31 protein-coding genes and 1 tRNA gene are annotated in these 26,860 nt (G+C 66.9%); 8 read left to right on the forward strand and 24 right to left on the reverse strand.

What is annotated here, in order from left to right; genetic code table 11:
- Positions 1-554 (forward strand): PAS and helix-turn-helix domain-containing protein (locus tag Q0716_RS03790; RefSeq protein WP_299019837.1); only part of this gene is annotated, 554 nt, incomplete at its 5' end.
- Between the two features lie 128 nt (positions 555-682).
- Here the strand turns inward: Q0716_RS03790 and queF are convergent.
- From queF to Q0716_RS03820, 6 genes are all read right to left on the reverse strand, one after another.
- Positions 683-1,570, reverse strand: coding sequence for an NADPH-dependent 7-cyano-7-deazaguanine reductase QueF (gene queF / locus Q0716_RS03795; RefSeq protein ID WP_299019839.1), 888 nt, complete (start codon positions 1,568-1,570; stop codon positions 683-685).
- 7 nt (positions 1,571-1,577) lie between these two features.
- Entirely contained in the window at positions 1,578-2,426 is an 849-nt protein-coding gene (locus Q0716_RS03800) for a 2OG-Fe(II) oxygenase (RefSeq protein WP_299019845.1), read from the reverse strand.
- A 20-nt stretch (positions 2,427-2,446) separates the two neighbouring features.
- Positions 2,447-3,223: a peroxide stress protein YaaA gene (gene yaaA / locus Q0716_RS03805; RefSeq protein WP_299019847.1), complete on the reverse strand. Its 777-nt coding sequence runs from the start codon at positions 3,221-3,223 to the stop codon at positions 2,447-2,449.
- A 49-nt stretch (positions 3,224-3,272) separates the two neighbouring features.
- Positions 3,273-3,866, reverse strand: a complete 594-nt coding sequence (locus Q0716_RS03810; RefSeq protein ID WP_299019911.1) for a DUF3501 family protein — start codon at positions 3,864-3,866, stop codon at positions 3,273-3,275.
- 48 nt (positions 3,867-3,914) lie between these two features.
- The gene (locus Q0716_RS03815; protein WP_299019849.1) at positions 3,915-5,264 is read right to left on the reverse strand and encodes a heterodisulfide reductase-related iron-sulfur binding cluster; all 1,350 of its coding nucleotides are present in this window, start codon (positions 5,262-5,264) and stop codon (positions 3,915-3,917) included.
- Positions 5,265-5,399: 135 nt separating this feature from the next.
- Complete coding sequence (locus Q0716_RS03820) at positions 5,400-5,822, reverse strand: rubrerythrin family protein (protein WP_299019851.1); 423 nt, start codon at positions 5,820-5,822, stop codon at positions 5,400-5,402.
- A 231-nt stretch (positions 5,823-6,053) separates the two neighbouring features.
- Between Q0716_RS03820 and Q0716_RS03825 the strand changes: the two genes are divergently transcribed.
- Positions 6,054-9,005 carry a valine--tRNA ligase gene (locus tag Q0716_RS03825; RefSeq protein WP_299019853.1) on the forward strand — a complete coding sequence of 984 codons (2,952 nt, stop codon included), beginning with the start codon at positions 6,054-6,056 and terminating at the stop codon, positions 9,003-9,005.
- 130 nt (positions 9,006-9,135) lie between these two features.
- Here the strand turns inward: Q0716_RS03825 and Q0716_RS03830 are convergent, their stop codons facing one another.
- Positions 9,136-9,363: a sulfurtransferase TusA family protein gene (locus tag Q0716_RS03830; RefSeq protein WP_299019855.1), complete on the reverse strand. Its 228-nt coding sequence runs from the start codon at positions 9,361-9,363 to the stop codon at positions 9,136-9,138.
- 91 nt (positions 9,364-9,454) lie between these two features.
- Positions 9,455-10,420 (reverse strand): cysteine synthase CysM, encoded by a 966-nt coding sequence (cysM, locus tag Q0716_RS03835; RefSeq protein WP_299019857.1) that lies wholly within the window; start codon positions 10,418-10,420, stop codon positions 9,455-9,457.
- An 82-nt stretch (positions 10,421-10,502) separates the two neighbouring features.
- Between cysM and Q0716_RS03840 the strand changes: the two genes are divergently transcribed.
- A tRNA-Leu gene (locus tag Q0716_RS03840) sits at positions 10,503-10,589 on the forward strand.
- Positions 10,590-10,635: 46 nt separating this feature from the next.
- Here Q0716_RS03840 and Q0716_RS03845 read toward each other — a convergent pair.
- Positions 10,636-11,562, reverse strand: coding sequence for an SDR family oxidoreductase (locus tag Q0716_RS03845; RefSeq protein WP_299019859.1), 927 nt, complete (start codon positions 11,560-11,562; stop codon positions 10,636-10,638).
- Positions 11,563-11,660: 98 nt separating this feature from the next.
- Between Q0716_RS03845 and Q0716_RS03850 the strand changes: the two genes are divergently transcribed.
- Positions 11,661-12,698, forward strand: coding sequence for a CDP-6-deoxy-delta-3,4-glucoseen reductase (locus tag Q0716_RS03850; protein WP_299019861.1), 1,038 nt, complete (start codon positions 11,661-11,663; stop codon positions 12,696-12,698).
- Positions 12,699-12,730: 32 nt separating this feature from the next.
- Here the strand turns inward: Q0716_RS03850 and Q0716_RS03855 are convergent, their stop codons facing one another.
- From Q0716_RS03855 to Q0716_RS03875, 5 genes are read right to left on the reverse strand one after another with little or no spacing between them, the layout of a single operon-like run.
- Positions 12,731-13,399: an SCO family protein gene (locus Q0716_RS03855; RefSeq protein WP_299019863.1), complete on the reverse strand. Its 669-nt coding sequence runs from the start codon at positions 13,397-13,399 to the stop codon at positions 12,731-12,733.
- The gene (gene cyoE / locus Q0716_RS03860; RefSeq protein WP_299019865.1) at positions 13,396-14,310 is read right to left on the reverse strand and encodes a heme o synthase; all 915 of its coding nucleotides are present in this window, start codon (positions 14,308-14,310) and stop codon (positions 13,396-13,398) included. The genes Q0716_RS03855 and cyoE overlap by 4 nt, the downstream gene beginning before the upstream one ends.
- Positions 14,307-15,464 carry a COX15/CtaA family protein gene (locus Q0716_RS03865; RefSeq protein WP_299019868.1) on the reverse strand — a complete coding sequence of 386 codons (1,158 nt, stop codon included), beginning with the start codon at positions 15,462-15,464 and terminating at the stop codon, positions 14,307-14,309. The genes cyoE and Q0716_RS03865 overlap by 4 nt, the downstream gene beginning before the upstream one ends.
- Before the next feature lie 7 nt (positions 15,465-15,471).
- On the reverse strand, positions 15,472-16,197 hold the full coding sequence (locus Q0716_RS03870) for a hypothetical protein (RefSeq protein ID WP_299019870.1): 726 nt from the start codon (positions 16,195-16,197) through the stop codon (positions 15,472-15,474).
- A complete protein-coding gene (locus Q0716_RS03875) occupies positions 16,154-16,900 on the reverse strand; it encodes an SURF1 family protein (protein ID WP_299019877.1) in 747 nt (248 codons plus the stop codon). Before Q0716_RS03875 ends, Q0716_RS03870 begins: the two co-directional genes overlap by 44 nt.
- Before the next feature lie 15 nt (positions 16,901-16,915).
- Here Q0716_RS03875 and Q0716_RS03880 point away from each other — a divergent pair, with 15 nt between their 5' ends.
- On the forward strand, positions 16,916-17,143 hold the full coding sequence (locus Q0716_RS03880) for a twin transmembrane helix small protein (protein WP_299019879.1): 228 nt from the start codon (positions 16,916-16,918) through the stop codon (positions 17,141-17,143).
- Between the two features lie 99 nt (positions 17,144-17,242).
- Here the strand turns inward: Q0716_RS03880 and Q0716_RS03885 are convergent, their stop codons facing one another.
- From Q0716_RS03885 to Q0716_RS03920, 8 genes are all read right to left on the reverse strand, one after another.
- Positions 17,243-18,124 carry a cytochrome c oxidase subunit 3 gene (locus Q0716_RS03885; protein ID WP_299019881.1) on the reverse strand — a complete coding sequence of 294 codons (882 nt, stop codon included), beginning with the start codon at positions 18,122-18,124 and terminating at the stop codon, positions 17,243-17,245.
- A 52-nt stretch (positions 18,125-18,176) separates the two neighbouring features.
- Entirely contained in the window at positions 18,177-18,389 is a 213-nt protein-coding gene (locus Q0716_RS03890; RefSeq protein ID WP_299019883.1) for a DUF2970 domain-containing protein, read from the reverse strand.
- Complete coding sequence (locus tag Q0716_RS03895) at positions 18,386-18,979, reverse strand: cytochrome c oxidase assembly protein (RefSeq protein WP_299019886.1); 594 nt, start codon at positions 18,977-18,979, stop codon at positions 18,386-18,388. Before Q0716_RS03895 ends, Q0716_RS03890 begins: the two co-directional genes overlap by 4 nt.
- A gap of 36 nt (positions 18,980-19,015) precedes the next feature.
- Entirely contained in the window at positions 19,016-19,129 is a 114-nt protein-coding gene (locus Q0716_RS03900; protein WP_299019888.1) for a cytochrome oxidase small assembly protein, read from the reverse strand.
- A 22-nt stretch (positions 19,130-19,151) separates the two neighbouring features.
- Positions 19,152-20,777 carry a cytochrome c oxidase subunit I gene (gene ctaD / locus Q0716_RS03905; RefSeq protein ID WP_299019890.1) on the reverse strand — a complete coding sequence of 542 codons (1,626 nt, stop codon included), beginning with the start codon at positions 20,775-20,777 and terminating at the stop codon, positions 19,152-19,154.
- Positions 20,778-20,805: 28 nt separating this feature from the next.
- Positions 20,806-22,020: a cytochrome c oxidase subunit II gene (coxB, locus tag Q0716_RS03910; protein WP_299019913.1), complete on the reverse strand. Its 1,215-nt coding sequence runs from the start codon at positions 22,018-22,020 to the stop codon at positions 20,806-20,808.
- A 105-nt stretch (positions 22,021-22,125) separates the two neighbouring features.
- Positions 22,126-22,698: a DUF2244 domain-containing protein gene (locus Q0716_RS03915; protein ID WP_299019892.1), complete on the reverse strand. Its 573-nt coding sequence runs from the start codon at positions 22,696-22,698 to the stop codon at positions 22,126-22,128.
- Between the two features lie 52 nt (positions 22,699-22,750).
- Complete coding sequence (locus tag Q0716_RS03920) at positions 22,751-23,737, reverse strand: biotin synthase (protein ID WP_299019894.1); 987 nt, start codon at positions 23,735-23,737, stop codon at positions 22,751-22,753.
- 60 nt (positions 23,738-23,797) lie between these two features.
- Here Q0716_RS03920 and Q0716_RS03925 point away from each other — a divergent pair, with 60 nt between their 5' ends.
- Positions 23,798-24,529, forward strand: a complete 732-nt coding sequence (locus tag Q0716_RS03925) for a ComF family protein (RefSeq protein WP_299019896.1) — start codon at positions 23,798-23,800, stop codon at positions 24,527-24,529.
- A 10-nt stretch (positions 24,530-24,539) separates the two neighbouring features.
- The gene (gene trmL / locus Q0716_RS03930; RefSeq protein ID WP_299019898.1) at positions 24,540-25,052 is read left to right on the forward strand and encodes a tRNA (uridine(34)/cytosine(34)/5-carboxymethylaminomethyluridine(34)-2'-O)-methyltransferase TrmL; all 513 of its coding nucleotides are present in this window, start codon (positions 24,540-24,542) and stop codon (positions 25,050-25,052) included.
- Here the strand turns inward: trmL and Q0716_RS03935 are convergent.
- Positions 25,040-25,495: a MaoC family dehydratase gene (locus Q0716_RS03935; protein ID WP_299019900.1), complete on the reverse strand. Its 456-nt coding sequence runs from the start codon at positions 25,493-25,495 to the stop codon at positions 25,040-25,042. The genes trmL and Q0716_RS03935 overlap by 13 nt on opposite strands.
- A gap of 71 nt (positions 25,496-25,566) precedes the next feature.
- The gene (locus Q0716_RS03940) at positions 25,567-26,184 is read right to left on the reverse strand and encodes a ParA family protein (RefSeq protein ID WP_299019903.1); all 618 of its coding nucleotides are present in this window, start codon (positions 26,182-26,184) and stop codon (positions 25,567-25,569) included.
- A gap of 68 nt (positions 26,185-26,252) precedes the next feature.
- Between Q0716_RS03940 and Q0716_RS03945 the strand changes: the two genes are divergently transcribed.
- The gene (locus tag Q0716_RS03945) at positions 26,253-26,687 is read left to right on the forward strand and encodes a DUF1841 family protein (protein ID WP_299019909.1); all 435 of its coding nucleotides are present in this window, start codon (positions 26,253-26,255) and stop codon (positions 26,685-26,687) included.
- Positions 26,688-26,860 lie beyond the last annotated feature (173 nt).

The following is a 26,860-nucleotide window of genomic DNA, read 5'->3' on the forward strand; positions in this document are numbered from 1 at the left end:
CCCTAGACGACTACCGACTCGCCTTCGAGCTGGCACCGGTTGGGCTGGCCCTGTCGCGCCACCGCATCATGGTCGACTGCAACCAGGCCATGTGCGACATCTTTGGCGCCAGCCGCGAACAGCTCGTGGGCCAGAGCTTTCGCCTCCTGTATCCCAGCGCCGACGAGTTCGAGCGCATCGGCGAGCGCATCGCCCCCATCCTCAACGCCCACGGGCAGTACAGCGACGAGCGCATCATGCGCCGCGTCGGCGGGCGCTTTGCCGGGCAGACGTTCTGGTGCCACGTCAGCGGCCGTGCGCTGGATCGTGCCGATCCACACGCCGCCGGCATCTGGAGTTTCGAAGACCTCTCGGCGCGCCGACCGGTCACGGTCGCGCTCACCCCTCGCGAGCGCGAGATCGCCGCACTCGTCATGAAAGGACTGACGGCCAAACAGGCGGCCAAGGTGCTGGGCATCAGCCCGCGCACGGTCGAAGTGCACCGCGCGCGCCTGATGCGCAAGGTGCAGGCGCGCAGCACGGTGGAGCTGGTGCAACGGCTGCTGACCGGATGAGCCGACCGCTTGTCCCCGCCGCCTGTGGGCGAGGCTGTGGACAAACCGCCGAACAAACCGGGAAAGCCCGCCGCGTCAAGGCCTGCATCAGACTGCCCGTTTTTTCAGCAACCCGCGCTCGCTGCGGATCACTGCCGCGCCGTGCGCGCGTGCGTCGGCAGCGGCTGCGGGTGGCTCGTGCGCCAGGGGTTGATGTCGAGCCCACCGCGGCGCGTGTAGCGCGCGAGCACACTCAGGCGAATGGGGCGGCAGCGCGTCCATATGTCCATGTAGATGCGCTCGACGCACTGCTCGTGGAACTCCTGGTGCTGACGAAAACTGACCAGGTAGCGCAGTAACCCCTCCTGGTCGATGGGCGCGCCGCTGTAGGCAATCTGGATGCTGCCCCAATCGGGCTGGCCGGTCACCAGGCAGTTGCTCTTGAGCAGGTCGCTCGTCAACACCTCTTGCACCGGGGGCTGGTCAGGGTCGGCACGCAACCACTCGGGCGCGGGCTGGTAGTCGGTGCAATCGACGTCGAGCCGATCCAGGCTCAAGCCGGGCAGGGTTTGCACCGTTTGCGCGCCCCACTCGTGCGGCAAGAGCAAGCGCACACCCACGCTGCCGGGCGCCTGGTCACTGCCGCGCCACAGCGCCTCGGCCAGATCGGCGCGCAGGCGCTCGCGCACCGCCTCGGCACTCGCAAACGGCGTTTGGTGGTAGCTGTTGAGGTAGAGCTTGAAGGACTTGCTCTCGATCAGGTTGGGCGACTCGGCGGGGATGGTGAAGTGTGCGATGGCGACCTGCGGCTTGCCACGCGGGTTGAGCCAACTCAGCTCGAACGCCGTCCACAGATCCGCGCCGGTGAACGGCAGGGTGCCGGTGATGCCGATCTCGGCGCGCTTGGGCGCGCGCGGCAGTGGGCACAGCAAGGTAGGGTCGTAGTTGTCGATATACGTGCTGGCGCGGCCCAACGGGGCCTGCGCCAAGCCAGGCAAATCAGCCGCCGCGGCAGGGGGCGTCGCAGACAGGGACATCATCGGTTCAGGGAGTGAATTCGGACTCGCGCAGCCACTTGGTGGCCACCCATTTCTCGCCCTCCAGCACGGGCGCGCCGCCATGCAGCGTCAGCGTGGCGGGGTCGGGCTGGTCGTAGGCAAAAAAAACCGCATGCCCGCGCTGTGGCATCACCTCCAGCCCAACGTCTGGAAACGTGGTGCCACCGCCGCGCACCGGCTCGTTCAGGTAAATCACCAGCGTGGCCACGCGCTGCCCGCCACGCTCGGTGATGCGCGCGGTGCCAGGCGCATTGGGGTCGAAGTAGTCGTAGTGGGGTTTGTATTCCGCGCCTGGCCGGTAGCGCAGCACTTGCAACCCCTCGCCGTTTTCCACCGGCCAGTGCACCAGGCGGCTCAGGCGCGCCTCGATGCGCTGGATCAGCGGCGACTCGCCGCGACGAAAAAACATGCCATCGCTGGTGCGGTCGGCGTTGAGCTCCTCGCCACCGGTCTTGGTCTGCACGGTGCGCGAGCGCTTCAGGCGTGGCTCGGCGGCACGTATCAGCGCCGCGCATTCTTCATCCGACAAGACGTTGCCCAAAACCGCCAGCCGCGGCCGGCGCAGGCTCACGTGGACGGTGACGATACGGTCGCCCACGTCGATGGCGCGCGGCGATCCATCCAAGACCAGATGGGGCCGCACGGGTGCCGCGGGCGGCACCGGCTGCGGCAGCGTGCGCACGAACCCCTCCAGCGCGTCCTCCATGGCGTCGAGCGCCACGGCCTCCTCCCAACCGGCGGCGCGCATGGCCTGCAACACCGACTCCGGCGTGCAGCCGGCGCGTGCCTGTTGCACGATCCATGCCTTCAGCTCTGGGGTCACGTGCTGCGCCATGGCTGAATCTCCCGCGCCGCTCAGGCGGGACGCGCCTCGCGCCGGAACACCAACCGCTCGGGGGTGGAGACCTCGGGCGCGTAGCGGTAGCCCTCGCTGTCGAAGTCCTGCAAATCCTCGACACGGCTCGCGCGGTGCAACGCGGCCCAACGTGTCATGAGCCCACGCGCACGCTTGGCGGCAAAGCTGATGATTTTGTAGCCCGTACCGCGGCGCTCCTCGAAAACACAGGTCACCACGCGCGCCTGCAGTACGGCCAGGTCGACCGCCTTGAAGTACTCCTCGCTGGCCAGGTTGACGACGATACCATCGTCCTGTGCCACGCGCTCGTTGAGGTACTGCGCGATGCGGTCACCCCAAAATTGATAAAGATTGCGTCCGCGCGGCGTGGCCAGCCGGGTGCCCATCTCCAGCCGATAGGGCTGCATGCGATCCAGCGGCCGCAACACGCCGTACAGGCCGCTCAAGATGCACACATGCGCTTGCAGCCAGTCCAGGTCGTCTTCGCTCAACGAGCGCGCGTCGAGCCCCTCGTACACATCGCCGTTGAAGGCGAGCACCGCTGGGCGGCTGTTCTCGGGTGTGAAGACCGGCAGCCACGCCTGGTAGCGCGCCACGTTGAGCGCCGCGAGCGTATCGCTCAAATCCATCAGCTCCGCCACCTGCTGCGGCGAGAGGGTGCGCAGCACCTCGATGAGCTGCGCCGCCTCGGGGATGAACAACGGCTCGGTCGCGCGCTGCGTGGTCAGGGGCGATTCGTAATCCAGCGCCTTGGCGGGAGAGAGCAAAAAAATCATGCCCGTATCCTACCGCCAACGCGGCACCCCGCGCCAACGGCGTGCCCCCTCAATCGTTCAGGTCGCCAGCCAGGCTCGCCAGCGTCTCGGGCGGGATTTGCACGTGCGCCGGGTAGTGAGTGTGGTCGCACCCCAGCTTGACCGCCGCCCCCGCCTTGACCGCGGCGCGCATCGCGGGCGTGAGCTCGAAGCGCAAAAAGTGCACCGCCGAGGTCTTGTCCTCGGTTTCGCGGTCCAGGTCCTCGTCGGCGATGGCATAGACGCGACCGTGCCCCTCGATCTCGACGAACATGCGGTCCTCGATGCCGATCAGGCGCGCCAGCTCCCGACGCCGCTCGTGGACGTCGGGGTACTCGATCATGAGGGTCGCCTTCCAATTGGTGCCGTCGGGCACCAGTGGGGCATAAGCGTCGATCTCGTCCTGAATGCCCTCTTCCTCGAAGATTTTTTCGATGCGCAGCATCTCCTGGATCTGGTAGCGCATCGACAGCTCGCTCTCGAACTGTACACTCAAGTGCTCGCCCAGACGCACCGTGCGCAGCTTGCGGTGCGCGATCACCTCGGGCTTGTGCACCTTGCGCCACTTGGCATACGCTTCCAGTGGCATGAGGGTCTCGCGCGTGATCTTGCCGGTCAGTTGCATGGTGGTGATCATGGTCTCGCTCCAGTCGGATCGTCTCGGGCCTCGGACTCACTTCAACCCATACGCGGTGGCCAGCAGCGTCAGCGGATGCGCCAGCTGGGGGGTGCCCAACTGGTTGACCTCGAATCCCTGCGCGATATGGTGCCCGCCCAGCGGGCAATCGGAGCTGATGTAATCCGGCGCACTGCCATCCTTCCATTGCGCCATGGCCTTGAAAACGGGCTTGCCAATTTTCATCGCCACCGGGTGCGTCGCTTTCTTGACGCCATAGGTGCCGGCATGGCCCGAGCAGCGCTCGATCGTCTGCACCTGCGTGCCCGGAATGGACTTGAGCAGCTCCTCGGTGCGTCGGCCGATGTTTTGCACCCGGCCGTGACAGGGGATCTGATAGCTGACCTTACCCAGTGGCCGCGGGAAGTCGGTCTTGAGCAACCCGTCGCGCCGGCGCGCGGTCAGGTACTCGAACGGATCCCACATGGCTTCCTTGACCGCCTGCACGTCGGGATCGTCCGGAAACATGAGCGGGATCTCTTGTTTGAACATCAGCGTGCAGCTCGGCACCGCGCTCAGGATCGCGTAGCCCTCACGCGCATAGCGCGCCAGCACCGGAATGTTGGCCTCCTTGGCCGCCGCCACGGACTGCAGATCGCCCAGCTCCAGCTTGGGCATGCCACAGCAGCGCTCTTTCTCGACCAGCGTGTACGCAATGCCGTTGTGCGCCAGCACCCGTAGCAGGTCCAGGCCGATGCCGGGTTCGTTGTAGTTGACGTAGCAGGTCGAAAAAATCGCCACCTTGCCCGGCGTGCGCTCGCCGTCGATCGCCTGGGAGGTCGGTGACTCGGGCGCGGCGCGGCGGAAGGTCTTGGCGGCCAGCTCGGGCATCCACGCGTCGCGGTGCACGCCCAGGGCGCTCTCCATCAACGCCCGCGCGGGCTTGGTACGGTTGACGGCGTTGACCGTCTGCACCACGATCGGGATGCCAGCCAGGCTGCCGTGCACGTCGGTGGAGGCCAGAAACTTCTCGGCCGCTTTGACCTTGCCCTGGCGAAACTTGATCGCCTTGGCACGCAGCATGGTGTGCGGAAAGTCCAGGTTCCACTCGTGCGGCGGCGTATACGGACACTTGGTCATGTAGCACAGGTCGCACATGTAGCACTGGTCGACCACCTTCCAGTAGTCGGCCTTGGCCACGCCGTCGAGTTCACCGGTCTTGCCCTCGTCGATCAGGTCGAACAGGGTCGGAAAGGCCGCGCACAGGCTCACGCAGCGACGACAGCCGTGGCAAATGTCGAAGATGCGCTCCAGTTCGGCGAAGCACTTGTCCTCGTCGTAGAACTCGGGATTTTTCCAGTCCAGCGGGTGTCGGGTCGGGGGCTCGAGGTTGCCTTCGCGCGCCATGGCGGGTGTCTCCTGAAGGGGGCCGCCGTGGGTCCGGCGGCTCGTTGTGCAAAAACCGGCCCGCGGGGGATTGGCGCCTGCCACCCGCGGCGGATGGCGCACAGCGACGGCCCCGCGGGTTACCGGGGTGGCGGATCAGTCGACCAGTTCGGCCAGCGCCCTGGCATAGCGGTTGGCATGCGAGCGCTCGGCCTTCGCCAGCGTCTCGAACCAGTCCGCGATCTCGTCGAAGCCTTCCTCGCGCGCGATCTTGGCCATGCCGGGGTACATGTCGGTGTACTCGTGCGTCTCGCCGGCCACGGCGGACTCGAGGTTCTGGCGCGTGGTGCCGATCGGCATACCGGTGGCCGGGTCGCCCGATTGCTCCAAAAACTCCAGATGGCCATGGGCATGGCCCGTCTCGCCTTCGGCGGTGGAGCGGAACAGTGCGGCGATGTCGTTTTGACCCTCGACGTCGGCCTTGTTGGCGAAGTACAGGTAACGGCGGTTGGCCATCGATTCGCCCGCGAAGGCGTCTTTCAAGCACTGCTCGGTCTTGGAACCTTTGAGTTGCGGCATGGTTGTCTCTCCTGGTAAGGTGGTATCTCGAATGCGCCACCGACCACCACAGTCAGCGGCACGGAGCAAGCGTACCCTCAGGGCTCGCTGACGTCCAGCGGCTCGCGTCTATGCCGTTCATTGAGGGGATCAATCACGCCGTCATCCGTGCGTCACATCGACCCCGCCTTCTACAATCAGGGTTTTTGCCCCGCCGTGGGGCGCGCCCTCCCATCTGCCTTGTCGATCGCCATGTCCGATTCCGTTGCCCAACCCGGCCTGCAGAGCCTGTCCAAATCGTTCGACCCCGCCGCCGTGGAGCGCCGCTGGGGCCCCGAGTGGGAAGCGCGCGGCTACGGCCGTGCCGGCTGGCGCGGCACCGGGCAGCCCCAGCCCGACGCGCCGGCGTTTGCCATCCAGCTGCCGCCGCCCAACGTCACCGGCACGCTGCACATGGGGCATGCGTTCAACCAGACCATCATGGACAGCCTGACGCGCTACCACCGCATGCGCGGCGCGAACACGGTGTGGATTCCCGGCACCGACCACGCCGGCATCGCCACCCAGATCGTGGTCGAGCGGCAGCTGCAGGCACAAGGGCTCACCCGGCACGACCTCGGGGCCACGCCGGAGGAGGCGCGCAAAAATTTCGTCGCGCGCGTGTGGGAGTGGAAAGAAAAGAGCGGCAACACCATCACCCAGCAGATGCGCCGGCTGGGCGACAGCGTGGACTGGAGCCGCGAATACTTCACGATGGACGAGCGGCTGTCGCGCGTGGTCACCGAGACCTTCGTGCGCCTGTACGAACAGGGGCTGATTTACCGCGGCAAGCGCCTGGTCAACTGGGACCCGGTGCTCATGAGCGCAGTGTCGGACCTGGAGGTCGAAAGCGAGGAGGAAGATGGCCACCTGTGGCACATCGCCTACCCGCTGGCCAGCGGCGAAGGCCAGCTCGTCGTGGCCACCACACGCCCCGAAACCCTGCTGGGCGACGTCGCCGTCATGGTGCATCCCGACGACGAGCGCTACGCCCACCTGGTGGGGCAGTACGTGAAGCTGCCGCTGTGCGGGCGCGAGATTCCCATCATCGCCGACGCCTATGTCGATCCCAGCTTCGGCACTGGCGTGGTCAAAGTCACGCCCGCGCACGACCCCAACGACTACGCGGTGAGCCAGCGCCACGCGTTGCCGCTCATCCCCATCTTCCACCTGGACGCCACGGTCAACGACAACGCCCCGGCCGCGTACCGGGGGCTGGATCGCTTCGAGGCGCGGCGGCGCGTGCTCGCCGACCTGCAAGCCGCCGGGCTGCTGGTGGCCACCCGCCCCCACCGCCTGATGGTGCCGCGCTGCGCGCGGACTGGCCAGATCGTCGAGCCGATGCTGACCGACCAGTGGTTCGTCGCCATGACGCGGGTCAGCCCGCAGGATCCCAGCGGCAAGAGCATCGCGCAAAAGGCCATCGACGCCGTCGCCAGCGGGCAGGTGCGCTTCGTGCCCGAGAACTGGGTCAACACCTTCAACCAGTGGATGGCCAACATCCAGGATTGGTGTATCAGCCGCCAACTTTGGTGGGGCCACCAGATTCCGGCCTGGTACGACGCCGAGGGCAACGTCTATGTGGCGCGCAACGAGGCCGACGCCCGTGCGCAGTTCGACGCCTACCTGGCGCACCTGAGCCCCGCGCAGCGCGAGCCGCTGCGCCAGGCGGGCCTGCGCCGCGACCCCGACGTGCTCGACACCTGGTACTCCAGCGCGCTGGTGCCGTTTTCCACGCTGGGCTGGCCCGACAGCCTCGACGATCCCCAACCGCTCAAGGACTACGACCTCTACCTGCCCAGCACGGTGCTGGTCACGGGCTACGACATCATCTTCTTTTGGGTGGCGCGCATGATCATGATGACCACCCACTTCACGGGGCGCGTGCCGTTTCGCCACGTCTACATCCATGGTCTGGTGCGCGACGCCCAGGGCCGCAAAATGAGCAAGAGCGAAGGCAATGTGCTCGACCCCGTGGACCTGATCGATGGCATCGACCTGCCGACGCTGCTCGAGAAGCGCACCACCGGCCTGCGCAAGCCAGAGACGGCACCGGCCATTCGCCGCGCCACCGAGAAAGAGTTCCCGCAGGGCATTCCCGCGTACGGCGCCGATGCACTGCGCTTTACCTTCGCCGCGTTGGCGTCGCTTGGGCGCAGCATCAACTTCGACAGCAAGCGCTGCGAGGGCTACCGCAACTTCTGCAACAAGCTCTGGAACGCGACGCGCTTCGTGCTCATGCACTGCGAGGGCCACGACTGCGGCCTGGCCGAGCACACGCCCGACCAGTGCGCGCCGGGCGGGCCGTTCCACGGCTATTTGAGCTTCTCCGCGGCCGATCGCTGGATCGTCTCGCGCCTGCAACGAGTGGAGGCCGCCGTCGCGCAGGGATTTGCCGACTACCGGCTCGACCTGGTGGCCAATGCCATCTACAGCTATGTCTGGGACGAGTTTTGCGACTGGTACCTGGAAATCGCCAAGGTGCAGCTGCAAACGGGCGACGCGGCGCAACAGCGTGCCACCCGTCGCACGCTCATCCGCACACTGGAGACCGTGCTGCGGCTCGCGCACCCCATCATCCCCTTCATCACCGAGGAGCTGTGGCAAAAGGTGGCGCCCGTCGCCGGACGCGCTGGCCCCTCGGTGAGCATCGCCCCCTACCCCGAGGCGCAGCCGCAGCGCATCGACGAGCACGCCGAGGCCGAGGTCGCCCGCCTGCAAGCGATGGTGGAGGCGTGCCGCCGCCTGCGCGGCGAGATGGGCGTCTCACCCGCGCAGCGGCTGCCGCTGTATGTCGTGGGCGAGAGCGCCTTCGTGCAGCGCTGGCAAGCCGTGCTGCAGGCGCTGGCCAAACTGAGCGAAGTGCGCCTCTTTGCCGATGAAGCAGCGTGGGCCGAGGCGGCACAGGCCGCCCCCGTGGCAGTCGTGGGCGAGGCCCGCCTGTGCCTGTTCATGGCCATCGACGTGGCGGCCGAGCGCGCCCGGCTGGACAAAGAAATCGCTCGCCTGCAAGGCGAAATCGCCAAGGCGCAGGGCAAATTGGCCAACGAATCGTTCGTCGCGCGCGCACCGGCTGCCGTCATCGAGCAGGAGCGCCAGCGCCTGGCCGACTTCAGCGCGACGCTGACCAAAGTGCAGGCGCAGCGCGCGCGTCTGGGCGACTAAAAGAACGCCTCAGCCGGTGGCGCGTTGCGCGCAGTGGAAAAAAGCAACGGCCCGTCCACGGGCCGTTTGACCGGAGGTACCAGCGGCTTCGGGGTGGAATACCCCGGCACAGCCATCAGGCACCGAACACTCAGCGACGCTTGAGGATCGACACGTAATCGGACCCGATCGTTTCCTGGTGCAGCAGCTCGTTGCCCGTTTGCTTGGCAAAGGCCTGAAAGTCGCGCATCGACCCCGCGTCGGTCGCAATCACTTTCAGCACCTGACCGCTGGCCATCTCCGCCAGCGCTTTCTTGGCCTTGAGAATCGGCAGCGGACAGTTCAGCCCGCGCGCGTCCACTTCACGGTCGATATTCATCAATCGCAACTCCGTTTAGAGCCAGCCATTTTACGGTGGCACCCCGCGCCTTGCCGCCTCGACAGGAAAAACCCCATCAGGGATAACCCGTTCATGCCGGGAATACCCCGGTCGAGAGGTAGCGATCGCCGCGGTCGCACACCACGAAGACGATGGTGGCGTTGGCCTCGCGCTGGGCGATTTGTTGCGCCACCCAACACGCCCCAGCGGCCGAGACGCCGGCGAAGATCCCTTCCTCGCGCGCCAGGCGTCGGCACATCTCCTCCGCATCGGCCTGGCTGACGTACACCAGCTCATCGACGCCGGACGGGTCATAGATCTTGGGCAGATATTCCGGCGGCCACTTGCGGATGCCGGGAATGCGCGAGCCCTCAGCCGGTTGCGCCCCGATGATGCGAATGGCGGGGTTTTGCTCCTTCAGATAGCGCGATACCCCCGTAATCGTGCCTGTGGTGCCCATGGCGCTGACGAAATGCGTGATGCGCCCGCCCGTCTGCCTCCAGATCTCGGGGCCCGTCGTTTCGTAGTGGATGCGCGGGTTGTCGGGGTTGGCAAACTGGTCCAGCACCTTGCCCTTGCCGGCCTTTTCCATCTGCTCGGCCAGGTCGCGCGCGTACTCCATGCCCCCGCTCTTGGGCGTGAGGATGAGCTCGGCGCCAAACGCCTTCATCGTCTGCGCGCGCTCGATCGACAAGTCTTCCGGCATGATGAGCACCATGTGGTAGCCGCGGATGGCCGCCGCCATGGCCAACGCGATGCCCGTGTTGCCGCTGGTCGCTTCGATCAGGGTGTCACCAGGGCGGATCTCGCCGCGCTCCTCGGCGCGCCGGATCATCGACAGCGCGGGGCGATCCTTGACCGAGCCGGCCGGGTTGTTGCCCTCGAGCTTACCCAGCACGACGTTGCCGCGCGCGCGGTTGTCGGGCTCACCGATGCGCTGCAACGCCACCAGTGGGGTGTTGCCCACTGCATCCTCGATGGTGGGGTAGCGTCGCGGCGCACGGCGGCGGGGCGCCGGTGAAGGGGTAGAACGATCGGTCGTCAACGGTGGAGCCATGGAACGCTTCGTATCGGATGGAGCTGACGCCCAGGCGGCGTCAACTGAGGGTTTGAACTGTGCCATAATTTTGGCCTTGTGCGCCGGAGTGGCGAAATAGGTAGACGCAGCAGATTCAAAATCTGCCGGTGGCGACACCGTGCCGGTTCGAGTCCGGCTTCCGGCACCAAACACCCTAGGCCGATCGTCAACCGATCGGCCTTTTCTATGGCGTGTCAGGCACCGACGAAACCCCAACCCTCCTGCACCGTGGGGTAGCGCAGCCGCAGCCCCAGCTCGCGCCCCATACGCTCGTTGCGCAATCGGCGGGATTCGCTCATGAACGACAACAGCATCAGCGGCAGCCGCTGCTCGGCGCCGTCGCGTGCCACACGCGGTGGGCGCGGCAGCCCAAACCCATCGGCCAACAAGTCGAAATAGTCGCCCATTTTGAGCTGCGTGTTGTCGCAGACGTTGATCACACGCTGGGGCCCACCCCGCCACAGCGCGCGCACGCAAGCACGCGCCAAGTCGTCGGCATGGATGTGGTTGGTGTAGACGTCGTCCTCGGGCCGCAGCACCGGGGTGCCTCGCTGCAGGCGCGGCAGCGGACCGTCGGGCCGGTTCGGCGCGTAAATGCCCGGGATGCGCAACAGCGTCACGCGTGCGCCCGTCATGCGCCCCCAAAACCGCCACTGGCGCTCTGCGTCCAACCGCCGCCACGCCCGCGGGGTGGCGGGTGCGGGCATGCGGGTTTCGCTCACCCACTGCCCACCACAGTCGCCATAGACACCGCTGGTCGATCCGTACACGAGCACGGCCGGCGGTTGGCGCAACGCCAGCGCCTGCGCGAGCGCACGCGAGCGGGGGTCGCGCCGCCAGTCAGCCAGTCCCTCGCTCGGCGGGGGCGCCAAATGCAGCACCCGGTGCGCCAAGCCCGCCAGCCGCTGCAGCGTTAGCGGATCGTCGAGATCCCCGCGCAGCGGTGTGATACCGGCAGCGCGCAACAGCGGCACGCGCTCGGGCGACGACGTCAATGCCAGCAACCGCACCCGCCCGGACAGCAGGCGCGCGCTGCGCAGCCCCACGTCGCCGCAGCCCACGATCAATACGCGCTGGCGCCGAAACCGCGCCGGCAGCGCTCCCCCGAATCCATGGAACATGCGCATCCTTTCCCCATGCGCCCCTGGGGCGCCATGGCATTTGCGACAATCGATGTTATCTCTCAGTCTCGTTGGGCCGCTACGGCCACCTTTCCAGTATGACCTTTACCATCACCGTCGAACCCAGTGGCCGCACCTTTGCGGCGACGGAAAGCGAAACCCTGCTGGCTGCCGCCATTCGCCAGGGTATCGGCCTGCCCTACGGCTGCAAGGACGGCGCCTGCGGCTCATGCAAATGCCGCAAGCTCGCCGGCACCGTCACGCACGGCCCGCACCAGTCCAAGGCGCTCAGCGCCGAAGAAGAAGCCGCCGGCCTGATCCTGACCTGCTGCGCCATCGCGCACAGCGACGTGGTGATCGAGTCGCGCCAAGTCACCGAAGCCGGCGCCTTCCCCGTCAAAAAGTTGCCAGTGCGCGTGCAACAACTCGAGCGCGCCGCCCCCGACGTGATGATCGTGCGCCTGCAGCTGCCCGCCAACGACACCTTTCAGTACCACGCCGGGCAGTACGTCGAATTTTTGCTGCGCGACGGCGCGCGCCGCGCCTACTCGATGGCCAACGCCCCGCACACCAGCCAAGCGGGCACGCCCTTCCTCGAGCTGCACATCCGGCACATGCCGGGCGGCAAGTTTACCGACCATGTATTCGGCGCACTCAAAGAAAAGGACATTCTGCGCATCGAGGGGCCGTTTGGCAGCTTTTATCTGCGCGAGGCATCGGACAAACCGATCATCCTGCTCGCGTCGGGCACGGGCTTCGCGCCCATCAAGGCCATCGTGCAGCACATGCAGCACAAAGGCATCGTGCGGCCCACGTGGCTGTACTGGGGGGGACGTCGCCCGCACGACTTGTACCAAGACGCCTGGATCCGCGAGGCAGCAGCCGCGCTGCCGAACCTGACCTACGTCCCCGTGGTATCCGACGCCCTGCCCGAGGACGGCTGGTCGGGTCGCACCGGCTTCGTGCACCAGGCGGTGTTGGCCGATCACCCAGACCTCTCGGGCTTCGAGGTCTATGCGTGCGGCGCGCCCATCGTGGTGGAATCGGCTCGGCGCGACTATGCGGCGGCCGGCCTGCCCGAGGACGCGTTCTACGCCGACGCCTTCACTTCCGAAGCCGACAAGGCGTCTGCCTGAGGGGCTGGCCGTGGCAGCGCCTCGCGGTGCGGTCAGCCCTCGGCCAGCAACCGTTTGACGTCATCGGCCAGCGCCTGCGCACCGCTGCCATAGCGGTGGTACAGGCGCAGGCGGCCCTGGGTATCGTAGACGTAGCTGCCGGCCGAGTGGTCCATGGTGTAGCTGGTCGGCGTCGAGCCCTCGACTTTTTTGTAGTACACCTTGAACGCCTTGGCCAGCGCGGACAGCTCCTGCGGCTCGGCCCGCAGCGCCAAAAACGTGGGGTCAAAACTGGCCATGTACGCGCGCATCAACTCGGGCGTGTCGCGTTCGGGGTCGACGCTGATGAAAATGCCCTGCAGGCGCGCCCCATCGGCACCGAGCAGCCGTTTGGCCTCGGCCAGCTCCGCCAGCGACGTCGGGCACACATCCGGGCACTGGGTGTAGCCAAAAAATACCACCACGACCTTGCCGCGAAAATCGGCCAGCGTGCGGCGCTGGCCATTTTGATCGGGCAAATCGAAGCCCTGGGCGTAGTCAGCCCCGGTGAGGTCGATACCGTGAAAGGCTGGGGGACGCTCGCCGCAGCCCCCGAGCCACGCCACCCCCAGTGCCAGCAACGCCCCCCCAGCGCCGCCAAGCAGGCGCGCAAGCGCACCACGCCGGGGCACGATGTGCGATTCTGATGGGGGGCGGGGATCCGCGCGTGTCGGTCGTGTCATGGGATCATGATCAGGTAATGGTCCACCAGCATGGCCGCAAACAGCAGCGACAGGTGGATAAGGGAAAAGCGGAACGTCTGGCGCGCCAGCGCGTCCGAGTAGTCGCGCCACAGGCGCCAGGCATGGAAAACGAACCCGGCATTGAGCACGACGGCGGCCACCAAATACAGCCACCCATTCATGCGCAGCAGATACGGCAGCAAGCAGGCGGCAAACAGGATCAGGGTGTAGAGCAGGATGTGCAGGCGCGTGAATTCGGACCCGTGCGTGACGGGCAGCATGGGCAGGCCAGAGCGGCGGTAGTCATCGACCCGGTACAGCGCCAGCGCCCAAAAGTGCGGCGGCGTCCACAGAAAAATGATGAGGAACAGCACCAGCGCCTCGGCCGTGACGGTGTTGGTCATCGCCGCCCACCCCAACACGGGGGGCATGGCGCCCGATGCACCACCGATGACGATATTTTGCGGCGTCAACGGCTTGAGGATGACGGTGTAGACGACGGCATAGCCGACGAAGGTGGCGAGCGTGAGCCACATCGTCAGCGGATTGACCGCGACGTACAGCAGCACCGAGCCCGCCGCGCACAACAGCGCCGAAAACACCAGCGCTTGGCGCTGGCTCAGCTCGCCCCGGGCCGTGGGCCGCCACGCGGTGCGGCGCATGCGCGCGTCGATGTGTTGCTCGATCAGGCAATTGAACGCCGCCGCCGCGCCCGAGACCATCCAGATCCCCACACAGGCCACGGCCATCGTGCCCCACTGCTGCGCGCTGGGCCAACCCGGCACCGCCAGCACCATACCGATCAGCGCGCAAAAGACGATCAGTTGGATGACGCGCGGCTTCATCAACACGTAGTACTGTCGCCAGGTCGACGGCAGTGGCGCCCCGGTGGCGGTGTGCGGCGTGCTCATGCCCGCCCCTCCTGCCACACCGAGGCTGTCATCGGCGCCGTGGCTGGTTTGGCACGAGCCGGATACGCCGCGGCCAGCCACCCCGCCAGCAGCGTGACCAACAGCGCCGCACCGCCCGTGTGGGCCACGGCCGCCACTAGCGGCCACTCCAGCACCACGTTGCTCAAGCCCGTCAACAGCTGCCATGCGCCCAACCCCCACAACCACGCGGCATGCCGGGTCAGGCCCGCGCGATGCAGCGCCCAGCCTACCCCCAATAGCACTGCCAACACCCCATAAGCGAACAACCGGTGTACGTAGTGGATGGCGGTCAGCGCGGCAAACGGCAGCGCGTCGCCGCTGCGCAATTCACCCAGTGGGCGCCAGAGCTCGAAGCCGCGCGCAAAATCCATTTCGGGCCACCAACTGCCCTGGCAGGTCGGAAAATCGCGGCACGCCAGCACCGCGTAATTGGTGCTGACCCACCCCCCCAGCGCCACCTGTAGCGCCACCAGCGCGAGCAGCCCCCACAACGCCAGCCGCAGGCCGGGGCCGAGCGCGCCTGCCTGCTGGGTCAGCGCGTCGGCCTGGCCGAAGCGCACCGTTTGCAGCCGCAGCAGGGCCAGCAGCGCCAACCCGCCCATCAGGTGCAACGTCACGATGGCCGGGAACAGCTTCATCGTCACCGTCAGCGCCCCGAATGCGCCCTGTATACACACCCACACCAGCGACACCCACGGCCACAGCGCGGGCACGGTCGGGTCGCGCCGACGCTCGATCAGGCTGGCCACGGCCATGACCAGAATGAGTACCCCTACCGAGGTGGCAAGATAGCGGTGGATCATCTCGATCCACGCCTTGGAAAACGTCACCGGCCCCGTCGGCATCGCGGCCTGCGCGGCGGCAATATCCGCGTGCGCGCCGATCGGCGACGCTGCCCCGTAGCAGCCCGGCCAGTCTGGACACCCCAGGCCGGAGTCGGTGAGCCGGGTGAATGCCCCAAACAGCACCAAGTCGAACGTCAAAAACAGCGTCAGGGCGCTCAGCAGCCGCAGTCGTTGCCGCGTGCTGGCCCCGCGCGCGCGCAGCCACACCCACGCCAGTGGCCCGGCGGCGATCAACAGCCCCAGAATCATGAGCCGAAATACCGGCGTCCAGTCGGTCCACGTTTCCATACTCACCTCAGGGCCGCCCCGGCCGGTCCCACGAGCTCGACGCCCGCATCAGGCGCTCCAGGTCGCGCCGCATCTTCGACGGATCCGCGTTGGGCGGAAAGCGCATCATCCAGTTGCCCAGCGGATCGACCACGTACAAGTGATCGGCCAGCCGCGCCCCCGGCGCGGGCTGCAGCCACGTGGCCAGCTGCGCCTCGTCGACCCATAGCACGGTCGCCGTCTGCAGGGCGGCCCGCAGCCGCTCGGGGTACGCGCGGTCGCCGGTGCGCAGCCACACCCAATCCATGCGCTCCTTGTCCTTGCCCAAACCTTCGCGCAACTGCCGCTGCAGGTACAGGTGCCGCTCGCACTGCGCGTCACACGCGCTGTCGGCCACGCTGATGAACAGCCACTGGTGCATCAACGCCGTCAGTGGCACCTCGCGCCCCTGCGCGTCCACCGCCACGATAGGGGGCAGTGGCCGCTGCGGCTCGATCAGTTCGCCATAGTTACGCCGTCCTTCGGGGCGAATCACATAGTACGTGAAGTACGACGCGATGACGGGCGACGCGCTGACCAGAAACAGCAAAAACATCTTCCAGCGCCCACGGCGCGTCGCTGCCACGTCGCGGGCCAGACCGGCCCCGGGTGACGGCAAGCTGTGCACGGTCAGCGTCAGGGGCTGGTCGAGCGCACCAGCGGGTGCTGCGTCAACGCGCGCGGCGCCGGGGGGAGACGAATTGGAACCAGACATACAAAACGCCAATCAGGGCGGCAAGCCCAAACCACTGAACCGCGTACCCGACGTGCTTGGCGGGATCGACCGCCACCACCGTCCACTCACGCAGCAACGGCGTGCCATCCGCTGCCGACTCGGGCGGCGCGCTCTGCTGCACCGATGCGGGCACCAGCACCAAGCGCCACTGCTCGCCCCACGCGTCGATGTCGATATTCTGCCGGATCGGGCCAGCCGCATCGGGGCCCAGTTGAAATAGCCGCGAGGGAGGCGGGGCGAGCCGCCCCTCGACCGTCACCACGCCATCGGGTGTGCGCAACGGTGGCACGGCGGTGCGATCGTCCGCACGGCGAGGCACCCAGCCACGCTGCACCAGCAGCCCCGGCTCCCCGCCCTCGGGCATCAACGGCGTCACGACGATGAAGCCCGCGCGGCCTTGCATCGGCCGATTGTCCAGATACACCGTCGCCTCGGGCACCCAACGCCCGCGCAGCTGCACCGCTCGCCCGTGCCAGGCAGGCAGCTCCCCCGCCTCGAACGCCCGGTGCACGTCGCCCCAATCGGCGGCGGGCTGGCCGACTTGCGCCAACTGCTGCGCCAGCAGGGTGCGCTTTTGGTCGGCACGGCCGAGCTGCCAAACGCCCAGCGACACCGTCAGCGCAAAGCCCACCACCGCTGCCAGGGTCACCCCCAGCGAACGCCCTGTCCGTACGCGTTTCATTCGATAATTCCAGCCATGAAATATTTGGTCGCCGTCGCTTTCGTGGGCATCGTGGGTGCGCTGGGTGCCGCGTTGGCGGCCATGATGAAGGGCGACTCCAGCAGCGGGGATGCGCAACGCTCGCGCCGCATGGCACGGGCGTTGACGGTGCGCATCGGCTTGTCCATCGTGCTGTTTCTGTTGATTTTGTTTAGCCATTGGATGGGCTGGATCCAACCCACCGGCTTGCCCACCACCCCGTGACGGTTCACCCGGATTCCCGGGCCATCCGCGCCACCGCACCCCCACACAAACGAAGAAAGCGCCCGCAGGCGCTTTGTTCATGGCTGCTGCGCCCGTGGGTCACATCCAGTACACCAAAACGTACAGGAACAGCCACACCACGTCGACGAAGTGCCAATACCACGCCGCGCCTTCGAAACCGAAATGGCGATCCTTGGTGAAATGGCCCTTTTGCAGCCGCAGCGTGATCACCAGCAGCATCAGCATGCCCACGAACACGTGAAAACCGTGGAAACCCGTGAGCATGAAGAACGTCGAACCGAAAATGCCCGAGCTGAGCTTGAGGTTCAGATCGGTGTAGGCGTGATAGTACTCGTAGCCCTGCACCAGCAAAAAGATCGCACCCAGCAGCACGGTAATCCACATGAAGGCGATGGTCTTGGTGCGGTTGCCGTCTTGCAGCGCGTGGTGCGCGATCGTCAGCGTCAAGCCCGAGGTGAGCAGCAGCGCCGTGTTGATAGTGGGTAGCCAAAACGGCCCCACGGTCTGGAACGGCTCGACGATACCCGCGGGCGACGCGGTGGCACCCGCCTGCACCGACGGCCAAATCGCCTGGAAGTCGGGCCAGATCAGGCTGTTTTCCAGATTGCCCAGCGCCGGCACCGAGTGCGCACGCGCCCACCACAGCGCGGTGAAAAAGGCGCCGAAAAACATCACCTCGCTGAAGATGAACCAGCTCATGCTCCAGCGGTACGAAATGTCGATCTTACGGCTGTACAAGCCGCCTTCGCTCTCGGCCACGGCGTCGCGGAACCACTGGTACAGCACCACCAGCCACCACGCCAGCCCGAAAGCCAACGACCATTTGCCCCACTCGACGCCGTTGATCCACTGACCGGCGCCAAGGATGACGAAAAACAGCCCGAAGGCCGCCATGGCGGGGTGCCGCGACAAACCCGGCACGTAGTAGTACGGCGTGTTGCCGTGTGTGGTTGCGGACATGCTCACTCCTCTTGGTATCGAATCGTTGGTCGTTGACAATCGACGTCTGGCGTCACGGCGAAACCACCCAGCGCACGATCGACATCAGCGCGATGATGAAGACCAGCGTCAGCACCACCGCCGTCACCATGACCGCGATGGGGTTGAGCCGCTGGACGTCCTGCTCGAAGTCGGACCGACGGCGCAAACCGATGAAGCTCCACAGCACCGCCTTGACGGTGCCCCACCAATCGATCGGTCGCCGATGCGCAGGGGTGCCCTTCACGACGCACCTCCCGTTGCCGTCGGCAGTGCCGCCGTGGGCGCCGCCGGGGTGGGTGTGCCGACTTCGAAGAAGGTGTACGACAGCGTGATCGTCTTGACGTCTTTGGGCAGTTTGGGGTCGATGACGAACGCCACCGGCCACTCTCGCCGCTCACCCGGGGCCAGCGTGTACTGGTTGAAGCAAAAACACTCCAACTTGTTGAAGTGGTTGGCCGCCTGCCGTGGGGCGTAGCTGGGGATCGCTTGCGCCGCCATGGTGCGGTTTTGCACGTTTTGAAACTCGTACATCACCGTGGCCAGCTGCCCGGGATGAACCTCCATCGACCGGACCGCCGGCTTGAAGTGCCAAGGCCCACGCACGTTGGTGTCAAACTCGACCGTGATGGTGCGCGAGGTATCGACCTGGGTATTGACCGGATCGACGCGCGACTTGCCAGGCACCTGCTTCTCCCCGAGCGCCAGGATATTGATGCCGGTCACCTCGCAAATGGCGCGGTAGATCGGCACCAGCGCATAGCCGAAGGCAAACATGCCCACGGCAATGACGACCAGCTTGCCGGTCATGCGGAGGTTTTCCAGGTGACGGTTCATGGTGGTTGACGACGAGTCACGTCAGGCCAGCGGCATTCAGCCCCCGAGCAGCACGATCTTGGCCACGAAGCCCAGCGCGAACGCCAAGGCCACCGACGCCAGAATCCAGCCCAGTCGGACGTTTTGACGGCGCTGCTCAGGGGTGCTCATACCTCACTCCAGGGTTGGGTACTCACCCGACGATGCGGGTCGCGGTCGCGTCCAGCTTGGGCGGGGTTTCGAACGTGTGGTGCGGCGCCGGAGACGGCACTTCCCACTCCAGCCCTTCCGCGCCTTCCCACGGCTTTTGCGGAGCCTTCTGGCCCTGGCCACGCATCATGGGCAACACGACGAACAGGAAGAAATACACCTGTGCCAGACCGAAAGCGAACGCCCCGACCGACGCGATCGCGTTGAAGTCGGCGAACTGCATCGGATAGTCGGCATACCGACGGGGCATGCCGGCCAGACCCAGGAAGTGCATCGGGAAGAAGGTCACGTTGAACGAGATCATCGACCACCAGAAGTGGATCTTGCCGCGCGTCTCGTCATACATGACCCCGGTCCACTTCGGCGCCCAGTAGTAGTAGCCCGCAAACATCGCAAACAGCGAACCTGCCACCAGCACGTAGTGGAAGTGCGCCACCACGTAGTAGGTGTCCTGGAAGTTGATGTCCAGCGGCGCCATGGACAGCATCAGACCGGTAAAGCCGCCCATAGTGAAGACGAAGATGAAGCCCACGGCCCACAGCATCGGGGTCTCGAAGGTCATCGAACCCTTCCACATGGTCGCGATCCAGTTGAAGATCTTCACGCCGGTGGGCACCGCGATCAGCATGGTCGCGTACATGAAGAACAACTGACCCGTGACCGGCATGCCGGTGGTGAACATGTGGTGCGCCCACACGATGAACGACAGGATGGCGATCGACGCCGTGGCGTACACCATCGAGGTATAGCCGAACAGCTTCTTGCGTGCAAAAGCGGGCACGACCTGGCTGATGATGCCAAACGCCGGCAGGATCATGATGTAGACCTCGGGGTGGCCGAAGAACCAGAAGATGTGCTGGTACATCACCGGATCACCACCGCCCGCCGGGTTGAAAAAGCTCGTGCCCAAATGCCGGTCAGTCAGCGTCATCGTGATGGCGCCCGCAAGCACCGGCATCACGGCGATCAGCAGATAGGCCGTGATCAACCAGGTCCAGGCGAACATCGGCATCTTCATCAGCGTCATGCCGGGCGCGCGCATGTTCAGGATGGTCACGATGATGTTGATCGAGCCCATGATGGACGACGCGCCCAGGATGTGCATCGCGAAGATGGCCGCATCCATCGACGGGCCCATCTGCAGTGTCAGCGGGGCGTACAGCGTCCAGCCGGCGGCGGGCGCGCCACCAGGCATGAAGAACGAGCCGACCAGAATGATTGCCGCCGGCACCATCAGCCAAAAGCTGAAGTTGTTCATGCGCGCAAACGCCATGTCGGAGGCGCCGATCTGCAGCGGGATCATCCAGTTCGCGAAGCCGACGAAGGCCGGCATGATGGCCCCGAACACCATGATGATGCCGTGCATGGTCGTGAGCTGGTTGAACAGCTCGGGGTTGACCACCTGCAGCCCCGGCTGAAACAACTCAGCGCGAATACCCAGCGCGAGTAGCCCACCGATCATCAACATCGCGAAGCTGAACAGCAGGTACATCGTCCCGATGTCTTTGTGGTTGGTCGCGAATACCCAGCGCCGCCACCCCGAGGGTGCGTGATGGGCATGGTCATGGTCGTGCGCGTGCGCGCCGTGATGATCCAGAACTGCACTCATGGCTCTTTCCTCGTCGCTTTAAAAGTAATCACTGACGCGCCGCCACCACTTCCTTGGGCTGCACGACTTGACCGGTGTTGTTCGACCAGCTGTTTTTGGCATAGGTCATGACCGCTGCCAGCTCGACGTCCGACAACTGCTTCCAGGCCGGCATGGCGCCGTTGCCCGCGCCGTTGAGCATGACCCGGATCATCTTGCCGTGGTCCGCGTCGGTGACGATGGTCGAGCCGTCGAGCGGTTTGATGGGTCCGGCACCCTTGCCATTGGCCTGGTGACAGGCCGCACAGTTGGCGGCGTAGATCGACTCGCCACGCTTGACCAGCTCGGCCAGCGTCCATTCCTTGTTGGGGTCGTCGGCGAGAGCCGCCATGGCCTGCTTTTTCTCGGCCACCCACTTGGCATACTCTTCTTGCGTCACGACCTTGACGTGAATGGGCATGAAGGCGTGCTCCTTGCCGCACAGCTCGGCGCACTGGCCGTAGAAGTCGCCGGTCTTTTCGGCGCGGAACCAGGTGTCGCGCACGAAGCCCGGGATCGCGTCTTGCTTGACGCCAAACGCCGGCACCATCCACGCGTGGATCACATCGTTGGCGGTAGTGATGATGCGCACCTTCTTGCCCACCGGCACGACCAGCGGGTTGTCTACCTTGAGCAGGTAGTCGTCGGTCGGCGGCGGGTTACCCGAGTCGGCCCACAGGCGGTGCTGAGGGTCCAGTGTGGACAGGAATTGAATGCCCTCGCCCTCGCCCTTGAGGTACTCGTAGCCCCACTTCCATTGCATGCCCACGGCTTTGATCGTCAAGTCACTGTTGGTGGTGTCTTTCTGCGCGACCAGCACCTTCGTGGCCGGTAAGGCCATGCCGATGACGATGAGCAGGGGCACGATGGTCCAGCCCAGCTCGACCCACAACGGTTCGGGCAGCTCTTGCGCCTGGTGGCCCGCCGCCTTGCGGTGCTTGGCGATCGAGTAGAACATGATGCCGAACACCACCACAAAGATGGTGGCACAGATCGCCAGCATGAACCAGTGCAGCCAGTGCTGTTCTTCGGCGATGCGGGTGACGGGGGGATGGAAGTTGAGCTGGTTGACCGCTGGGCCACCGGGCAGGTCATTGACCGCAGCGTGGGCGGCATTCGAGACCCATACGGACAAACCCAGCAGGGCCGCGCCCGCCGCGTCTTTGGCGCCCGTCCAGACGCGGGCCCCATGGCCGCGCCGCACTTGACTGGATTGCTTCATCATGCTCACGTCGTTTGCCTCGAATATAAGCGTTGATTTATGTCAACACGAATTACACCAAACTTGTTCCTCATGCGGGCTCCGGACAATCCCGAACCCGAGTGCGGCTCATGGTTTCGGTGACGCCCCCGGTGCCCCCATGGCCATCACGACTCGCAGCGCCCAGCGCAGCTCGCGCGCCAACTGCCGCCGCTGCTCCGGGCGCGCATGGCGCCCCACCCAGACCTGTCGCCCACCCGAGCGCAGGCCGATCAGCCCGCTACCGTGCGCTTCCTCCACCTTCAGCCACTGCCGCGCCAACTCACGTCGCTGCACGGCACCGGCCTCCTCGATCTCGACCATCAACCGCTCGGCGTCGAGCACCAGGGTTTCGCGGTCCGTCGCATGGCGCGCGTACCACAGGAATCCCGCTCCCAGCGCCAGCGTCTCGAGCAGCGCAAACGGCAGCACGAGCTGGGCCCCCAGCAACCAAAAGAAACCCGACACCCCCATCGCCGCTGCAGCGGCCAGTGCGAACGCCCAGCCACACTGCGCCGGCGTGAGCGCGCAATTGCGCGCCAGCTGCCAGCGGATGCCATCGGCATCCACCCGGGCCAGCCGCAGCACGCCTGTGCGCGACGCATCCGCCATCTCAGGTGCCACCATCGCCCTCGAGGCCCGCAGGCCAAATACCAGAGCCATCCGCCGGCGCGTTGCGCCGATCGATTTGATCTATGTCAATTGTAGTGGGGTTTCAGCCCCTGCCACCGGCGGGGTCACGCCCAGCCCCAGCACTGCGCTGCAGCATCGCCCGCAGCTGCTCGAGGGGGACTGCCGTCGTCCCCCGGACCAAGGCACGCGGCGCCGGTCGCCACGCGTGGCCATAGACCACCTCGATCGTCAGGCACAGGTGGCCCTCGGCGGTGCGGGGCAACCCCCGCTCCACCGCCTGCAGCCAGCGCGCATACCAGCCGCGGCCGCGCAGGCCGGGAAAGCGATCGACACGCCAGTTGCGCCCCGACGCGCGCAAATCGGCCAGCAGCCGCTCGGCGCTTGGGTAGGTCAGCGTCAGTCGCTCCATGTCCATCACCGGCTCGGCAAAGCCGGTCTCGACGAGTAGGTCGCCCCAATCGTGCATATCGACGAAGGCGGGCGCCGGGTCGGGCCAGCCGTGGGCGGCATGCACGGCGCGCAATTCCCGCAAGGTATCGGGCCCCAGCCCCGAGACCATCAAAAACCCATCCACCGCCAGCCAGTCGCGCCACTGGCGCAGCCGCGCCCGCGGCGCGACCTGGGTGTGCAGGGCCATATTCGCCCACACCATGTCCACCGGCGCGCTCGGAAAATCGCCCGGCGCCAGCACGCCGGCCAGCGCGCCCCAGGGGGACGCCGCTGCGTCGCGGTCGGCACGCCGACCCCAGCGTTGCCACCAACGCGGGGGCGCAGGCTGCCAGCGCTGCCAGGCCGCCGCAGCCCCCTCGCCGGCCAGCCACACCGGGGCCTGCGGGGAGTGCTGCACCACCGCTTGGTGCGCTTGCTCGCCACCCAGCAGGGGCGACCAGTGGATCCACGCACGCGGCTGCGCCTTGATCCACGACAACCGCTGCACCATGCGCGCGCCCACCGTCTCGTGCAGCCACGGACTGTTCGTGGGCGTGCGCGCGTGCCAGCGCGCCAGCGCCACCGGATCGAGTCCCGGCACGCGCTCGGCGTCGTCAGAGGGGGATGGAACAGCGGCCATGGGCGCCGCAGTATAGTGGCGGGCGCACGACGACGCGAAGTCCGCACGGGGAGGCCGGTCATGCCGCACTCGATCCACCACCGCTGGAGGCGCGCCTGGGACGCGCTGTGCCCGGCCGTGTGTGAAGTCTGTGGCCGCTGGCCCGACGGGCCGTTGTGCCCCGACTGCCAGCACGATCTGGCCCCCGTGCTGCCCCGCTGCCCGGGCTGCGCGTTGCCACTGGCGCCAGGGCTGACGCGCTGCGCGGACTGCGAGCGCTCGCCCCCGCCGTGGACGCGGGTGCTCGCGCGCGTGGACTACGGCTACCCGTGGGATGCGTGGATCCTGACACTCAAGTCCGGCACGCGCCCGGGTTTGGCGCGCCCTTTGGCCCAGTTGTGGCTCGACGACCCGGCGCTGCCCGCGCTGCTGGCCGACGCCGACCTCTGGCTGCCCGTGGCACTGACGCCGCAGCGGCTGGCCGAGCGGGGCTACAACCAGGCTTGGGCCCTGATGCGGGCGCTGGCCCGGCTGACCACCACCCCGCGCGCGCTGCCGACGGCGCTGGAGCGCGCGGCCGATGCCCCGATCCTGCACCACCTGGGCCGACAGGAGCGGCTCGCCCAGGTCTGCCGGCTGTTCACGGTCGCGCCGCACGCGCGCGCCGCCCTCGCCGGGCGGCGTGTGTTGGTGGTCGATGACGTCATGACCACCGGCGCCACGCTGCGCGCGGCCACGCTCGCGCTGCTCGGCGCGGGCGCCACCCGCGTCAGCGCCCTCGTCGTCGCCCGCACCCCACCCCGCGTGGAATAATGCGCGCCCCATGTTTCGCATCGTTCTGGTCGCGCCCGAGATCCCGCCCAACACCGGCAACGTGATCCGCCTGTGCGCAAATACCGGCTGCGCGCTGCACCTCATCGAGCCACTCGGCTTTTCGATGGACGACCGGCTGCTGCGGCGCGCGGGGCTGGACTATCACGAGTATGCCGACGTGCGCCGTCACGCCTCGTGGGACGCGTTCGTCGCCGCCGAACGTCCCGACCCGCAGCGCTGCTTCGCCCTCACCACACGCGGCACGCGCACGCCCCACGAGGTGGCATTCGCGGCGGGTGACTGGCTGGTGTTCGGGGCCGAGTCGAGCGGATTGCCACCGGCGGTGCTGGAGACTTTTGCGCCCGAACGGCGCCTGCGCCTGCCCATGCGGCCGGGGCAGCGCAGCCTGAATCTGTCCAACGCGGTGGCCGTGGTCGCGTACGAGGCCTGGCGGCAGCTGGGGTTTGCCGGCGCGGCCCCGCCTGCACCCACGGGCGGTGCCGCCAGCGCTCAAACGACGTAGCGCAACAGCAGCTCGGCCACGCAGGCGGGCTTGGGCTGCCCCTCGATCTCGACCGTGGCCAACCAGCACAGGTGCGCCCCGCCAGACGTCAACGGCTCGAACGACTGCAACTGCAGGCGCGCGCGCACACGCGCCCCCGCCCGCACCGGGGCCGGAAAGCGCACGCGGTTGACGCCGTAGTTGATCACCAGGCGCACCCCACGCACGTCCACCGCCTCCGCCATCCATCGGGGCAGCAACGACAGCGTCAAAAAGCCGTGCGCGATGGTGCCGCCGAATGGCCCGTTTGCGGCGCGATCGGTATCGACGTGGATCCACTGGTGATCGTCCGTTGCGTCGGCAAATCGGTTGACGCGTTCCTGGGTCATGGGCAGCCAGTCGGTGACCGCCACTTCGGTGCCGACGGCCGCTTGCAGCGCGTCGAGGGATTCGAAGACTTTCATGCCCGCCACTGTAGCCGCTTCGCGCGACGCCCCCGTGACGTACGCGCGACACGCGCGTGCACCGACACCACCTAACGCGCGTCCACCCAGTCCAGCAGCGGCTGCCACTGCGCCAGCTCGCGCTCGACCTGCGGCGGGCGCACGTCGAACAGCGTCAGGCCCTGCGCCGACAAGTGGCGATACACCTGCGCCTCGCGCACGAAACCCGCCACCGGCACCCCCAACCCGTCCAGATAGGCCCGCAGCTGCTGCGCCGAGCGCGTGCGCTCGTCCACGCGCATGCCCACCACCGCCACCCGCAAACCATCGCGGGCACGCTCGCGCACCACTTGCAAAAAATCGTGCGTGGCAAACATGTCGAACACCCCGGGCTGCAGCGGCACCAACAGGGTGTCGGCGCGGCGCAGCACCTCGCGCAGGCGTTGACCGTGCAGGCCCGCAGGCGTGTCGAGCACCACGTGCGTCGTGCCGCGCGGGGGCTTGAGCGTCCCCCCCGCACTCGCATCCCACCCGGCAATGTGGCGCGCCGCCGCCGGCCGCAGCGCGAGCCAGCGCGCACAGCTCTGCTGGCGGTCCACGTCGCCCAGCATCACCCGGCGGCCACAACGGGCCCAATACCCGGCAATGTGGGTGGCCAGCGTCGTCTTTCCGACGCCGCCTTTGGGGTTGGCAATGGCAAGCACGGGCATGCGGGTCCTCTCCATGCCGTCCATGGAATGACGCCACATGGTAGCCGATGACGAGCGACAATCGCGGGATGTTCACGCCATCGCAAGCCGACGTGCGCCGTTTTTTTTGCGGTGCCTTTGCCAAAGGCCGCGCGGGCCAGCCGCTCGAGCCGATCGAGACGCTCGCCTACGAGTGGATGCTGCGCCACCCCGAGTACCACGCCGAGTTGGGTGACCTGGAAGGCGCCCTGCGCTCGATGGCCGAGGCCGACCCCGCGCGCGACAACCCGTTTTTGCACCTGTCGATGCACCTGAGCATCAGCGAGCAATGCTCGATCGACCAGCCGCCGGGCATCCGGCAGGCGGTCGAACTGCTGGCCGCGCGCCGCGGCTCGCTGCATGCCGCTCACCACGAGGTGATGGAGTGCCTGGGCCGCATGCTGTGGGAGAGCCAACAGAAAGGGCGAGCGCCCGACGGACACGCGTATCTGGCAGAGGTGCGCCGCCGCGCTACGGCCGACTGACGACACGCCGCCACCCTCGAGCGCGAGCACCCCAATCGAGATAGGGGCGGTCAGGATACCTGACCGGGCCCCTCCCACACCACCCGGCATGCGGGTCCGCACCGGGCGGTTCGAGAAGTTGAGGTCATGAGAGACGGGGAACGCCAAGTTTGTCGAAGTAGGCAATGGTCAGC

Source organism: uncultured Tepidimonas sp. (assembly GCF_938045175.1).
GTDB lineage: Bacteria > Pseudomonadota > Gammaproteobacteria > Burkholderiales > Burkholderiaceae_C > Tepidimonas.